This window comes from Bifidobacterium intestinale (genome assembly GCF_023656765.1).
Lineage (GTDB): Bacteria > Actinomycetota > Actinomycetes > Actinomycetales > Bifidobacteriaceae > Bifidobacterium > Bifidobacterium hominis.
Genome location: NZ_JAMOKR010000005.1, coordinates 92284 through 106907, shown reverse-complemented (window position 1 = coordinate 106907; position 14624 = coordinate 92284). Strand labels below are relative to the sequence as shown.

9 protein-coding genes and 1 tRNA gene are annotated in these 14624 nt (G+C 57.7%); 4 read left to right on the top strand and 6 right to left on the bottom strand.

Annotation, left to right across the window (positions count from 1 at the left end; translation table 11 throughout):
- Positions 1 to 8: 8 nt before the first annotated feature.
- Positions 9 to 1076, bottom strand: coding sequence for a class II fructose-bisphosphate aldolase (gene fbaA / locus NBH13_RS07470; protein ID WP_250779459.1), 1068 nt, complete (start codon positions 1074 to 1076; stop codon positions 9 to 11).
- Between the two features lie 308 nt (positions 1077 to 1384).
- On the opposite strand from fbaA, the gene NBH13_RS07465 reads away from it, so the two are divergent.
- Entirely contained in the window at positions 1385 to 4084 is a 2700-nt protein-coding gene (locus tag NBH13_RS07465) for a YhgE/Pip domain-containing protein (protein ID WP_250779458.1), read from the top strand.
- 2 nt (positions 4085 to 4086) lie between these two features.
- A complete protein-coding gene (locus NBH13_RS07460) occupies positions 4087 to 6411 on the top strand; it encodes a YhgE/Pip family protein (RefSeq protein ID WP_502801766.1) in 2325 nt (774 codons plus the stop codon).
- A gap of 67 nt (positions 6412 to 6478) precedes the next feature.
- Here the strand turns inward: NBH13_RS07460 and NBH13_RS07455 are convergent, their stop codons facing one another.
- From NBH13_RS07455 to NBH13_RS07435, 5 genes are all read right to left on the bottom strand, one after another.
- Positions 6479 to 6616, bottom strand: a complete 138-nt coding sequence (locus NBH13_RS07455; RefSeq protein ID WP_186291039.1) for a hypothetical protein — start codon at positions 6614 to 6616, stop codon at positions 6479 to 6481.
- A gap of 96 nt (positions 6617 to 6712) precedes the next feature.
- Positions 6713 to 7630: an aromatic amino acid DMT transporter YddG gene (gene yddG, locus NBH13_RS07450; protein WP_250779524.1), complete on the bottom strand. Its 918-nt coding sequence runs from the start codon at positions 7628 to 7630 to the stop codon at positions 6713 to 6715.
- Positions 7631 to 8067: 437 nt separating this feature from the next.
- Positions 8068 to 8141, bottom strand: a tRNA-Gly gene (locus NBH13_RS07445).
- Positions 8142 to 8426: 285 nt separating this feature from the next.
- The gene (htpX, locus tag NBH13_RS07440) at positions 8427 to 9527 is read right to left on the bottom strand and encodes a zinc metalloprotease HtpX (RefSeq protein ID WP_250779456.1); all 1101 of its coding nucleotides are present in this window, start codon (positions 9525 to 9527) and stop codon (positions 8427 to 8429) included.
- A 294-nt stretch (positions 9528 to 9821) separates the two neighbouring features.
- Positions 9822 to 11291, bottom strand: coding sequence for an FAD-dependent oxidoreductase (locus NBH13_RS07435; protein ID WP_250779455.1), 1470 nt, complete (start codon positions 11289 to 11291; stop codon positions 9822 to 9824).
- A 446-nt stretch (positions 11292 to 11737) separates the two neighbouring features.
- Between NBH13_RS07435 and NBH13_RS07430 the strand changes: the two genes are divergently transcribed.
- Together NBH13_RS07430 and NBH13_RS07425 are read left to right on the top strand one after the other, a co-directional pair.
- Positions 11738 to 13237, top strand: coding sequence for an amino acid permease (locus NBH13_RS07430; protein ID WP_250779454.1), 1500 nt, complete (start codon positions 11738 to 11740; stop codon positions 13235 to 13237).
- 218 nt (positions 13238 to 13455) lie between these two features.
- Entirely contained in the window at positions 13456 to 14466 is a 1011-nt protein-coding gene (locus NBH13_RS07425) for an asparaginase (protein ID WP_250779453.1), read from the top strand.
- The last annotated feature ends 158 nt before the right edge of the window (positions 14467 to 14624 follow it).

Here is a 14624-nt window from a genome sequence, read left to right as displayed (position 1 = left end):
GCATCACACTACTTCAACGCCTTGCCCGCGCTGCCAAGCTGCCTGCAAGCCTCCACCACGCGTGCGGCCATGGCGCTTTCCGCTTCGCGCCCCCACGAACGCGGGTCGTACATCTTCTTGTTGCCCACCTCGCCATCTATTTTGAGCACCGAATCATAGTTGGAGAACATGTGACCGGCCACCGCACGGCTGAATGCGTACTGCGTATCGGTGTCGATGTTCATCTTCACCACGCCGTAGCTCACGGCCTGCGCGATCTCCTCCGGCGCGGAGCCGGAACCGCCGTGAAACACCAGGGCGAACGGCTTACCGGGAGCGACATCCAGCGAGTGCGCGGGGTCGGGCATTTCGCCGGCCTTAATCGCGAGCGCGACCGTGGTCTGGATTTCGTCGAGCAGTTCGGGGCGTAGTTTCACCACGCCCGGTTTGTATGCGCCGTGCACGTTGCCGAAGGTGAAGGCGGCCATGTAGCGTCCACGCTCGCCAAGGCCGAGTCGTTGCGCGACGGCGATGCCTTGCGCGGGCGTGGAATACAGTTTGTCGTTGATTTCGGCGCTGTGCCCGTCTTCTTCGCCGCCGACCGCGCCGATTTCGATTTCCAGCACGGTGTGCGCGGCTTGGGATTCGTCGAGCAGTTCTTCTGCGATGTCGAGGTTTTCACCCAGCGGCACTGTGGAACCGTCCCACATGTGTGACTGGAAGGTCGGTTCCTGACCGTGCTTCACCTGTTCGACTTCATGGTCGAGCAGGGGACGCACCCATTCGTCCAGATACTGTTTGGCGCAGTGGTCGGTGTGCAGGGCGATGGTGATGTTGGGGTATTTCGCCGCGACTTCGTGCGCGAAGGCTGCGAAGGCAAGCGAGCCGGTGACGCGGTCGTTGACGCGTTGCCCGGAGAAGTAGGCGGCGCCGCCTACGGAGACCTGGATGATGCCATCGGATTCCGCCTCGGCGAAACCCTGGAGTGCGGCGTTCAGGGTCTGTGTGCTGGTCACATTGATCGCGGGATAGGCGTAACCGCCGCGGCGTGCGGCGTCCAGCATTTGCGCATAACGTTCCGGCGTTGCAATAGTCATGCCTCCATTATCGCCCGACCCTATCCCACTTATCATGTGACAACATTCGCCATCTTTCCTTTCCGTTTTCCCGACCGTCCGCTCCATATCCAGTTCGCCCGCCCCACTAGGGCCATATGCCGAGCGTTTTCGTCTCATATCCCGACATTTGCGGGACCGACCATTAAACAGGGCGAAACCATTGCGATCGTTCCATCGGAAGTCATAGAATATCCACCGGATCGCGCGACGAAGAGCCCAACCGGGTATTCCCGCACGGGCATGCCGCCGCACGTAGATGTTGCGACCAATACCCGCGAGGAGGCTTGATGCACCAGGTTTTCGCCATCTTCCTTCGAGACGTGAAACGCATTCTGAAGAACCCAGTGGCGCTCGTCGTCACGCTGGGTGTGGCCATCATCCCATCACTGTACGCATGGTGCAACATCCTTGCCAACTGGGATCCGTACGCGAACACGAGCAACATCCAGGTCGCTGTGGCGAACGAGGACAAGGGCACAACCTCCACGCTGGTCGGTCATCTCGACGCTGGCCAGCAAACCGTCAACCAGCTTAAGAAGAACCATCAGCTCGGCTGGCGTTTCGTTCCCGAGCAGCAAGCCATCGAAGGCGTGGAATCCGGCAAATACTATGCGGCGATCGTACTGCCGGAAGACTTCAGCTCCAGACTAATCGGCACCGTCACTGGTAAAGGCGACCGACCGTCGATCACGTACTACATCAACGAAAAGCTGAACGCGATCGCGCCGAAAATCACCGATACGGGTGCGACCACGATCGACGAGCAGATCAACACCACTTTCGTTTCCAGCGTGGCCGACGCCGTGGCGAAGGAAGTGAAGGAGGCAGCGGGAGAAACCACCGGCAGCATGAAAAGCGCGCAAAGCGACGTCATCAACGATCTGACCGACACCATCAACCAGCTCGAAACCGTCCAACAGCAGCTGCGCGGCACGCGTTCCACGCTCGACAAGGCCCTCACCACCATCGATTCGGCCAAACAGTCCAACATCGCGCTCGCCTCGGGAATCACCAACTCGCTTGACACCGTCGGCAAGGCGTCCGACTTACTGAGCGAGACGCGCACACAAACCGAACGATTCTCGAACACGCTGGTCGGAGCGCTCGACAACGGCAGCACGCAACTGTCCGGTCTGCAGGTCAACGTGAGCAATGCCACCGGCACCGTGCTCAGCGGACTGAACACCACGCAGGACGCGCTCGACCAAGTGTCCAGCACCATGCATCACGTCAACACCACCACCGGCAATGTGCTCGACGGCGTGGAGAAGGCGTTGCAGGCCAGCCAGCTGGATCCGAACAGCCAAACGTATAAGGATCTTTCCGCGCAGCTCGCCGAAGCCCGCAAACAGCTGACGTTCCAGCAGCAGCGCATCGACGCCTTCGAGCAGGACACCACGGCTGCGATCAACGCGGGGAAGAACACCGCGAACGGGTTCAACGACGATGTCACCACGCTGGCGAAGAACGGCACGGCGTCGATGGCGAGCGCACGCACGACCACCACCGGCACGGTCATGCCGAATCTCAATACCGGGCTCGATACACTCAGCCTGGCCAATGGGTCGCTGTCCGGCACGCTTACCACGCTGCAAAGCACACTGGAACAGGGCAACGGGCTGCTCGACCAGTTGTCGCGCACCGTGACCCAAACGAACGCCACCATTGCTGGCACGCAGACGCAGCTCGCCAATCTCGCCAAACAGCTCAACACCACGCGCACCGATGTGGCCGCGTTGAGCAGTTCGGCGATGTTCCAGCAGCTTTCCCAAGCGCTCGGACTTGACGCGAGCGAGGTCGGCTCGTTCGTGGGCGAGCCGGTGCATTTGGACGAACAGGTCCTCTACCCGGTCAAAAACTATGGTTCCGCGGTCACGCCGTTCTACACGAATCTTGCGCTGTGGGTCGGCGGATTCGTGCTCGTCGCGATCTACAAGCTTGAAGTGGACCGCGATGAGAAGATCCGCATGTACACGCCACGCCAAGGCTATATGGGCCGTTGGCTGCTGTTCGTCACGGTCGGATTCCTGCAGGCGATCATCGCCACGATCGGCGATCTCGCGCTGGGCATCCAATGCGAGCATCCGTTCCTGTTCATCCTCGCCGGCATTTTCGCCTCGTTCGTCTACGTGAACATCATTTACGCGCTCGCCGTGGCGTTCCGGCATATCGGCAAGGCCGTCGCCGTGATTCTGGTGATCATCCAGATTCCGGGCGCGGCAGGCCTCTACCCCATCGAGATGATGCCGGAATTCTTCCGCCGTCTGAAACCGTTCCTACCGTTCACTTACGGCATCAACGCGATGCGCGGGCCGATCGGCGGCATGTATGCCAACCATTATTGGATCGACATGCTCTCGCTGTTCTGGTATCTGCCTGTGGCGCTGTTCATCGGCTTGGTGGTCCGCAAGCTGGCGTTGAACCTCAACCGCCTGTTCGACAACCGTCTGGCGGACACTGATCTGATGATCACCGAACATAACGAAGGCACGGTGGAACCGTTGCGGCTCACCGAGACCGCGCAGCAGATCGCCGAGGAGTTCCCCGAACTCGTCCGCAGACGGGCGATTCATTTCTTCCGCCTGTACCCGCGCCTGGTGCGTTGGGGATTCCTCGCGCTGGCGGTGCTGCCGTTCGTGTTCCTGCTGTTGCTATTCATCACGCGCATGAAGCTCGCCATGCTGCTCGGTTGGATCATTTCGATCATCGCCATCGACACGTATCTTATCGTGGTGGAGTATCTGCGCGAACGGTATGCGAATTATCTGGGCGAGGAAGCGATGAGTGCGGAAGAGTTCCGCAGCGCGATCCTGCACGAGAACCTGCTGTTCCGGCCGGGCATGCATTACAAGCCGATGCATGCCGTACGCACGAGGCTGTATGAGGCTGCGCATGGTGGTTCGGCCGGACATGCGCCTGAACATGCGGCTGGAAACACGGACGGAAATGCTGGCAGGAGTCTGCGTGAGGAGGAGAACGAACAGTGAAAATAATCTGGGGCATCTTCAAGCGGGACATGTGCCACGCCACCCGCAACGTGATCGCCGTGATCGTCTCGATGGGCCTGGTGGTGGTACCGGCACTGTACGCCTGGTTCAACATCGCGGCCAGCTGGGACCCCTACGGCAACACCAAGGCATTGAAGGTCGCCGTGGCCAATAACGACAAGGGTTACAAGTCGGATCTCATACCGGTGCGCGTCAACGTGGGCGAAACCATCATCAGCACACTGCACGCCAACGACCAGCTGGACTGGCAGTTCGTGAAAAGCGACAAGGCAATCGACGGAGTGAAATCCGGCGAATACTATGCGGCGATCGTAATTCCGAAAGGTTTCAGCGCCGACATGATGACGCTGTTCTCTCCCGACATCAAACACGCGCAGCTCAAGTACTATCTGAACGAGAAAATCAACCCGATCGCCCCGCATATCACCGATCAGGGCGCGACAACCGTGGTCAACACGATCGACAAAACCTTCGCCAAAACGATCGCGCAAGTCGGACTCGACCTGGCCTCAAGCATCCTACACTATTCGCAAAGCCCGCAAATGGCCGAATACATGCGCAACCTCAACGGCAATCTCACCACCATGGCGGATACGCTGAGCGGCGCATCGCAGCAGGTAACGTCGTATTCGCAGCTGCTCGGCTCGGCGAACGACATCGTGGATTCCACGGGCAAACTGCTCGCCTCGGCGACCAAGGCGGGCAAACAGGCCCAGAACGCGTTGAAGCAAGGCAAATCAGGTGCCACGTCGTTCACTTCGGCAGGTGCGAACGTCACCTCCTCAGTGAACACCGCGCTCGACCAGGTGTCAAGCGCGTTCGACCAAGTAGCTGCCAAGGTGAACAAGGCGTTCGACGCGATCGGCAAGGACTCAGACACCGCAGCCAGCCAGTTGACAACGTTGAGCGAACAAGTCTCCAGCAGCGAATCGCTGTACGACACGTACATCACAAGCCTCAACCACATGCACGAATCGGTGGAACAACTACCGGACAGTGATTCCGCGAAACAGGCGCTGCTGGAAGCCATCGACCGGGAGATCACGCTGCTGGAAGCCGCCAAAGGCGATTCGCAGAAGCTCGCGCAGCAGCTGAAAGACGCTTCCACGCAGGTCACGCAGGATACCGCAGCCGCGGAACGCTCCCGCAAGGAGATCCTGAACCGCATCACCTCCGCGAAGCAGTCGATCAGCAATGTGCGCGACGATTACGCCACGAACGTCAAGCCGAAAATCGACGCGCTCGCCTCCACAGTCAGCACGCTGATCTCCCAAACCGACAGCATGATCACCCAGCTGAGCGGCACCGCCGACGATCTGGACGATGTGACGGGCGATGTGGGGACGAATGTGACATCCATCCGTTCCACGCTCGGCGCGATCGCGAAGAAACTCGACTCGTCGGCAGCGACGGTGAAGGAGCTGATCACGAAGCTGGAGACGGGCGGGAACGCCGGTGACGGCAACAGCGATGGTGGCGACGGTGACAACGACGCCAGTTCGTCCGATTCGGGTGAATCGGACGAACTACGTGCACTGGCCACCGCCAACGCGTCCACACTGTCCACGCTGATTTCCGCGCCCGTCGCACTGCATCGCGTCTCAGTGTACCCGATCGCGAACTACGGTTCAGCCATGGCGCCGTTCTATACGATCCTGTCAATCTGGGTGGGTGCGATCATCCTGTGCGCCATGCTGAAAGTGACAATTTCGGACCGCGAGAAGGCGCATGTGCTGGGCTTGGGCGACACGCTGCCGCGCGTCGCCGGCCCGTCCGGCCCGGGGAACGCCTCACGTTGGGGACTGCGCCTCGACCACGAGTATTTCGGACGGTACGCGATCTTCGCACTGCTCGCGTTGCTGCAGGGCACACTGGTTTGCCTGGGTGACATGTATTTCCTTGGCGTGCAGGCGAATCATGCGCTGCAGTTCCTTGCCGTGGGGTGGCTTGCCGCGCTCGTGTTCTCGAATATCGTATATACGCTGACCGTGTCGTTCGGCGATATCGGCAAGGCCGTGGCCGTGGTGCTGCTGGTGATGCAGGTCGCCGGTTCGGGCGGTACGTTCCCTATCGAGACGCTGCCGAAGTTCTTCCAAATGCTCTACCCGTTCCTACCGTTCCCGCACGCCATCGATGCCATGCACGCCGCGATGGCCGGATCGTACGGCAATGAGTACCTGCTTGACATGGTGTATCTCGCCTTGTTCCTGATTCCTTCGCTGCTGCTGGGATTGGTGTTGCGCAAGCCGGTGATCCGGTTGAACAACTGGGTGAGCCGCAATCTGGAGTCCACCAAGGTGATGTGACGAGGCGGATTTGAACGGGCTGGTTTAAGCCGGTTTAGATCGGTTTCGGCTGGCACACATGGACGCGTCATTGGCGACGCATCACCATCACCGCCAACGGCAACACATACCAAATACCAGCCGACACCACCGCCGTCAAACTCCTGGACGACAACGGCGATTCCGGCGCGGAACAATGGAAAAGCATGGTCGACTTCGTGGACATGAATGTGCTGTGGGACATCGATACACTGGGTGGGCGGCACACGGTCTGGAAGTCCGATTCGGGAGAAACGGACAACCAAGATGGGCGCATTACACCTCAGACGTCCGATTCACCAGAAACGGACACACTGGGGGCGGGTTTGCCGAGCCACACGTTGACAAGCGTGCCGCCCACCACAAGCGCCACGCCAATCCAGAACGACGCTCCGAGCGCCACGCCCAACAGAACCGTGCTAGAAGCCGTGGAGAACAGCGGCGTCGCATACGACCCAATCGCCAGCGTCTCCATGCTTCCGTGCAACATGCCATATCCCCAACAGGCATATCCTCCCGCAATAGATGCGGCACAAGCAGCCAACGCAACATAACCACCAATCCCGGGCGCAGTCGCAGGCAGGCCTTCCCCCGAAGTGAAGTGAATCAACCATAACACAACAGCGACACAGCAGAAGAAAATCGTCGTGCCGTCGTATCCGTCGGACATTTTCGGCGTCACCGTCGCGTAAATTGCCCAAATGAAAGCCCCAGCGAAAGCCAAAGCATACGGAAGGGGGTTGCTGGAAATGTTACGCAACGCTTCATGAACGTTAAGGCTTTCACCCCCTACCGCCATTGCGACGCCAATGGTCGCAACGATTGCACCAGGAAGCGCCTTCCAGACGGCACCTCGTTTATGCGAGACGGCCGCGGTCATCAGTACAAGCAATGTCGGCCATAAATAATTGACCAAACTGACCTCAACGGATTGTGCAGCTGTCGATGCGAGCCCGATCGATAGTGAGATTGACGCCTCGTATGCAACGAACATGATTCCGCAGATGATGAGATATTTGCGCGGCGCGCGACGGATTGGCGTCGGTTTACGCACGACCAGTAGCAGAATTCCGCCAACCGTGTAGATAAGCGCGGACCCGAGCGTTGCGCCGAACGATTCGGAAACCAGACGGACGAGTCCGGCCATGAAACCCCAAAGCACAATCGCAAGAAGGCCGATAACCGTGCCGCTATGTGCGATCGCATGGCCTTTGAGCGGACTGTAGGCATTGCCACGCTCGGGAGATTCCGGATTCGCAAGCTGCGGATGGAATTCAGGGTTCTTCTCGTTCGTACTCACAAGTCTCACGTTACTGCATCCACGTCACGGATGTCCGATTCTGGAGAAACGGACATGTATGGCCTGCGTACGACACCTTATGTGTCCGTTTCTCCAGAATCGGACATGCAAACCACGGCACACACGTATTGTGTGTCTGATTCACCAGAATCGGACAACTAAAGTACGGCTGAAGAGCCGTAGACGTCGTACGAGTGGAATATTCGGCGATAGCGGCATCACATCGGCACAGTGGCAACACCATGACAACGTTTAACCGCCCCCTGCAGTTGATCAGCAAACGGCATAATCCAAAACGTTGAAACAAATATGATTTATAGCCTCACCGTTGAAGCGTTTGGAGCGGATGACGGGAGTCGAACCCGCCTCTAAAGCTTGGGAAGCTTTCGTTCTACCGATGAACTACATCCGCAAAAAGCGTGCCTTTTGGACACAATCATTTAGTCTAGCATGCATTCGCAGCATTCATGACCGTCGACCGATATTCGATACCGTCACCCATTTGCCAAATCGCACATCAATCAACACGCAACAGCCACAACAGCATTAATGTCACTTGTCAGCTGACATCAGAATATTCATGCAATACATCACAACAGGAAACCACAGGAAACAGCTACAATTCGTAACAGAATCAGCAGAATCCTATGCAATCACCCATGACTTGCGCAACGCGCACATTGCAATCGCACATCGATCAGCGACCATACCAGCCTTGCACGGGATTCTGCGAATAATCTCGTGAATAACCCCCGCCAGAGTATACCCCCGAACCAGCACCAGCACCAGCACCAGCACCAGCACCAGAGATACCCCCATTCTGCCGACGAATATCCGTCGAAGCATACCCGCTCGTCGCATAACCGCCAGCCAAATAGCCGGACTGCACGCCCTGCGCCTTCATCTCCTGACTCATCTGCATCAACCGGGCAATACGATCCTCAGTCGCCGGATGCGTGGAAAACAGGCGAGAAAAACCTTCCGCAGAGAACGGATTCGCAATCATCATCGCAGCAACCGACTGCGTACCGGCAGTCTTCTGCATCGGCATCGCCTCAGCACCGTTCGAAATCTTATTCAATGCGGATGCGAGCGCCTCCGGATCTTCCGTAAGCATGGAACCATCTTCGTCAGCATCATATTCTCGCGTACGTGAAATCGCCATCTGAATAAGCGAAGCGGCAATTGGCGCAAGAATCGTGCTCAACAGCACACCCAGCAATCCAAGACCATTAGAGGACGAGTCATTGCGATCATCGCGCGAATTGCCACCACCGAAATACATGAGCGAATATCCGAGATACGAAATGACCGTCGCCATTGCGGACGCGATTGCAGACGTCAGGATATCGTGATTGTACACGTGCATAAGCTCGTGCCCAAGTACGCCGCGAATCTCACGTTCGTTCAGCATCTGCAGAATGCCCTGTGTGCAGCAGACCGCCGCATGACGTTCATTGCGTCCCGTTGCGAACGCATTGGGACTCATGGTTGGGGCGATATAAATACGTGGCATAGGCTTGCCCGCCTTCGCCGACAGTTCGCGCACGATTTTGTACAGTACCGGCGCTTCCTGCTCGCTGACTTCCTGCGCACGCATGGATGCAATCGCAAGTTTGTCGGAAAACCAGTAGGATGCGAACGTTGAGCCAAGTCCGATGAGAATGTAGATACCAAGCGTACGCTGGCCGCCACCGGTCGCCCACCAAATGAGCATGATGACGCCCCACATCAACGCGAATAACAGCGTTGTCTTCAAGCCATTGCAATGGCCATGCACCCGCAATTTGCCGTTCATGGTCACTAGCGTAGAAACGGAGCCTGAGTTTTTGCTGGATATGTGCTGGAGACTGGACTGCGGAAAGGACTAGGGGGCAGTTGCGGAAGTTCGCATACTCAGCTTCTCCCCGGATGTCCGATTCTGCAGAAACGGACACACATGCACGCTTTTCGTCATACTGTATATCCGATTCACCAGAAACGGGCAAGTACGGGATAAAAAAACGTCTTGGGTGTCCGATTCACCAGAATCGGACACCCAAGACGCATGAAAAAGCCTGAAACCTATCGGACCGGACTCCAAACACCCGCCTTAGGCGTGAGCCAAGGCGCGCATCTGCTCCGGATCGATGACCTTCTTGTGCTCGCGGCCTTCCTTCGCACCCTCAGCGCGTTCGAACGCGTCAATCTTCTTCCAACCGGCAAAGTCGATCGGCTTGACACCGCGCGACTCCAGCAGTCGGTCGATGGACTCCGGATCACGATCAGCGGCCACACGGCCACCCTCGGCAGCCTTCGACAGATCTTCCAGCATGTTGGTCACGATCAGCAACGCGTCGGACTTGGTGGAACCGATCAAACCAACCGGACCGCGCTTCGCCCAACCGGTCGCATACAGACGCTCACGCACCTCAACCGCAGCATCCGCACCATCAGCTCCAGCCTCAGCAGCAACGGTGATGCGTCCGTCACCATTCGCGTTCGCCAGATGCGCGTGACGCTCGTCGTACGCGATGCCCGGCGCGGTGGCCGGCTTGTAGCCGATCGCATGGTACACGGCCTGCACCGGATACTCTTCAAACTCGCCGGTGCGGCTCATCTTGCCGTCAGCCGACGTTTCGGTCTTCTCCACGCGAATGCCAACGACCTTGCCGTCCTCACCCAACACTTCGACCGGCGCGGAATTGAAGTGCACATAATACTTGCGATCAGCCGGATTACCCTCGTAATCCACGTCACCGTCATCTTCCATGTCTTCCGCCATCTCACGAATCGTGAACAGCTCTTCGACCATCTGACGGGTCAGCTTGTCTTTGCCGGCCTCTTCAATCGTGTCTTCATCCAAATCGAAATCGTCTTCGTTGATGATCAGCTGCACTCCCGGCAGCTTCTCCATCTCGCGCAATTCCTGCACGGAGAACTTGGCTTGCGCCACACCGCGACGAATAAACAGGTGCAGCACGCGAGCCTTGTTCGCCTTGATGCCCTCGTACACATTGTCTGGAATATCAGTGCGTTCCTTCAGATCGTCGGCATTGCGCATGAGTTCGCGCGCCACATCCATGGCCACGTTGCCGCCGCCAATCACGGCGACTTCCTCAGCTGCAAGCGGCCATTCGCGAGCGCCGGTCGGATAACCGTCGTACCATTCCACAAACTTGGCTGCGCCATACACGCCATCCAGGTCGGCACCCGGCAGTCCAAGTGGCTTGTCCTCAACGGCACCGGTGGCGAACAGCACGGCATCGTAACGTTCAAGCAGCTCGTCGAGGGTCACGTCCTTGCCGAATTCCACGTCGCAATACAGGTGGATGTCGGGGTTGTCGAGTGTCTTTTCGAGCGCCGACGCGATGAATTTGATGGACGGGTGGTCGGGGGCCACTCCGTAGCGCACCAGGCCGAACGGCACAGGCAGCTTTTCGAACAGGTCGATGCGCGCGGCAGTGCCGAGGCCAAGCCCCTCGCCGAGCTTCTTCAACTGGCGCAGGAAAATGTCAGAGGAGTAGACGCCTGCAGGGCCGGCGCCGATTACAGCAATACGAAGTTCATTAGTTTCAGTCACGCGCTCTAGCCTAATGCATTCCCTGCATTTGCGACAGGGGCGCTTATGCACTTTCTTACGACTTCTTCGCCTCGCCTTCCGGTTTCGTCCTTTGGAATTTCTCACGTATGCCCATCCGTCATGTCGTTTCCGTCACGTCTCGGTTGTCTCGTTTGTCCGATTCTGGAGAATCGGACAACCTGGCGTTGGAAGAGGGGCACGGACCGTGGCCACTGACGCACTATGAGTGGAATGTCAACAAACGGTAAAGAGCCGTCCATATAATGTATGCGGCATTCACACAGGGGTAGCAATTATGACGTCGGTGCGGCCAGCTTTCGCGAAACCGCTTCGCCGGAACAGCTTCGCGGAACGACTTTCGTAAAATAGCTCCGTCGGAAAAATGCGACGCAGCAGTCGAAATAAATAAAAGAAAACCAGAGGAAATAGAGAAAAGAACTATTACTATGAGTAATTCCAATACCTCGCCAAGCGCGACGCAGCAGTCGTCTGCGCAGAAGCAGGATAAAAGTGACGCGGGCTATGCGAAGGATTTGAAGCCGCGTCATATTCAGATGATCGCGATTGGCGGTTCCATTGGCACCGGCCTGTTTTTGGGCGCTGGTGGCCGTCTTGCGCAAGGTGGTGCAGGTCTTGCGATCGCATACGCGGTGTGCGGTATTTTCGCGTTCCTGATGGTTCGCGCATTGGGTGAGCTTGCGATTCGCCGTCCATCGTCGGGCGCGTTCGTGTCGTATGCCCGCGAATTCTTGGGTGAGAAGGGCGCATATGTGACCGGCTGGCTGTTCTTCTTGGACTGGTCCGTTACGGTTATGGCTGATATCACCGCTGTTGCCGTGTATTTCCACTATTGGAAGGCGTTCCAGGGGGTGCCGCAATGGCTGATCGCCTTGTGCGCGCTGGCATTGGTATTTGTGCTGAATCTGCTGAGTGTGAAGATGTTCGGCGAGGCGGAATTCTGGTTTGCCGCCATTAAGGTGGCCACGATTATCGCGTTCATGGTTATTGCGATTTGGGCGATTGTTACGGGCGCTCCGGTTGGCGACGCGCACGCCGGTGTTGCGAATATCACCGACAATGGCGGTCTGTTCCCGAATGGTATCGCTCCGGTGTTCGCGCTGACGCTTGGCGTGGTGTTCGCATTCGGCGGCACTGAAATGGTTGGCGTGGCGGCCGGTGAGGCGAAGGATGCCGAAAAGGTGCTGCCGAAGGCCATTAATTCGATGATTATTCGCATTTTCGTGTTCTATGTGGGTTCCGTGGTGCTTATGGCGCTGGTGCTGCCATACGCCGCCTACTCGTCGAATGAGTCCCCGTTCGTCACATTCTTCTCCGGCATTGGCATTCCGCATGCCGGAGATGTGATTCAGGTTGTGGTGCTCACCGCGGCGCTTTCCTCCCTGAATGCTGGCCTGTATTCCACTGGTCGTACGTTGCGTTCGCTGGCTGTGGCCGGATCTGGTCCGAAGTTCGCCGCACGTATGAACAAGCATCATGTGCCGTATGGCGGCATTATCATCACGTCCGCACTTGGCCTGATCGGCGTGGTGATGAACGCGGTACTTCCTGCCGACGCGTTTGAAATCGTCATGAATCTGGCAGGTATTGGCATTGCCGGAACGTGGGCGGCCATTCTGGTCACGCATCTCACGTTCCTAAAGAAGGTGAAGGCTGGCGAGGAGACTCGTCCTGACTATCGCATGCCGGGCGCTCCGTACACGAATTATATTTCGCTCATCTTCTTCGCGGTTGTTGTGCTGTCGAATCTCACCAGCGCTGCCGGCCGTTGGACGCTCGCCATGTTCGTGGTGGTGATCATCGCCATGGTTGCGGGCTGGTTCTACGTGCGCGGCCGCATCAACGGCAATCTGATGGACGAAATGCTCGACGACAATGGCAACGACGTGCCTGACGTGCTTGAAACCACGGAAGTGCCGGGCAAGTAGTCGATCGCAAGTCGTTTGGATTCAACCGAATATGGCTGAATCCAAACGAATCCGACGCGTGTCTGCATTAATCGCACGCGATGAGCGCGGCAGATGCACGTACAATCGCAAGTGGTCGCAAAAACGCGGGATGTAGGAATCCGGAATATCGTAATTCGCCCATCCCGCAATCGCAAGCAAGTACTTATCAAGTACCAAGCAATCGTAAGAAGGTGGCAATGCGCATTCACATCACATATACCGGCGGCACCATCGGCATGATCGACTCGCCGAACGGCCTGATTCCGGGCGCCGACACTCGCGGATGGCTGTTCCGCCTGCTGGAGGACGCGCACATGAACGCAAGCCTGTTCACGTTCACCGAGCTTAATCCGCTTATCGACTCGTCGAACGCGACGCCTGACAATTGGCAGACGATGGTTGATGACTTGCGTGCGCATCGCGATGATGCCGACGCGTTCGTGGTGCTGCATGGCACCGACACAATGAGCTATTCGAGCGCCGCGCTTTCGTATGCACTGGCTGATTTCGGCAAGCCAGTGATTTTCACGGGCTCGCAGCATCCGCTCGGCAAAATCGAATCGGATGCCACTGCGAATGTCACGGGCGCGCTGAACGCCGCGATGAGCGAACGATTCCACGGTGTGGGACTGTTTTTTGGACATCACCTGTTTGCCGGCAATCGCGTGAGCAAATCGTCGAGTTGGGCGTTTGAAGGATTTTCAGCGCCTTCCGTCGGACCGCTGGCCCGTACGGGCACGCCATGGCATTGGTATGCGGGCGATGCCGCTTCGGTCGGTTGCGGCTGGACGTCACCTCAGCCTTACTCCCGTCACGATGTTGCCGTGATTGATATGGCGCCCGGCATTTCCGCGACGCGACTGGAAGCGATGCTTACGCCGCGTCCGGAAGCGGTATTGTTGCGCGCGTACGGCGTCGGCAATGTGCCGAGCGACGAACCGGGATTGACTGACGTGATTGCCGACGTGCTACATGATGATGTTCCCGTTGTGATCGCGTCGCAATGTCAGCAGGCGGAAGTGCTGCTCGGCCATTACGAGACAGGCGATGCGATCGCCCGCGCCGGCGCAATCGGATCCGGTGATATGACACTGGAAGCCACGTATGCGAAAATCATGTTCCTGCTGTCGCAAGGTGTGACCGGAGCCGACTTTGGCAAGTGGATGCGCGTATCGATCGCTGGCGAAGTCTCGCCAAGCTCGTTGTAAACGCTTCCCCAAAGCGCCTATCTGCCATATATAGGCGAATTGTGTATCTCATCTGGGTTAAATGCGCAAATCCAAACTTTAAACCGACCGCAAAATCACCCTACGACACATTTTCCAGGCTCCGACTTCTTAAGCACCCAGCACAAAGCGGCGCGCAT

Excerpts from the sequence above, each read along its gene's own strand:
- NBH13_RS07465 (WP_250779458.1), top strand. The coding sequence starts at position 1,385 with ATGCACCAGGTTTTCGCCATCTTCCTTCGAGACGTGAAACGCATTCTG.
- fbaA (WP_250779459.1), bottom strand. The coding sequence starts at position 1,076 with ATGACTATTGCAACGCCGGAACGTTATGCGCAAATGCTGGACGCCGCA.
- NBH13_RS07430 (WP_250779454.1), top strand. The coding sequence starts at position 11,738 with ATGAGTAATTCCAATACCTCGCCAAGCGCGACGCAGCAGTCGTCTGCG.
- NBH13_RS07425 (WP_250779453.1), top strand. The coding sequence starts at position 13,456 with ATGCGCATTCACATCACATATACCGGCGGCACCATCGGCATGATCGAC.
- htpX (WP_250779456.1), bottom strand. The coding sequence starts at position 9,527 with ATGAACGGCAAATTGCGGGTGCATGGCCATTGCAATGGCTTGAAGACA.
- NBH13_RS07455 (WP_186291039.1), bottom strand. The coding sequence starts at position 6,616 with ATGTCCACGAAGTCGACCATGCTTTTCCATTGTTCCGCGCCGGAATCG.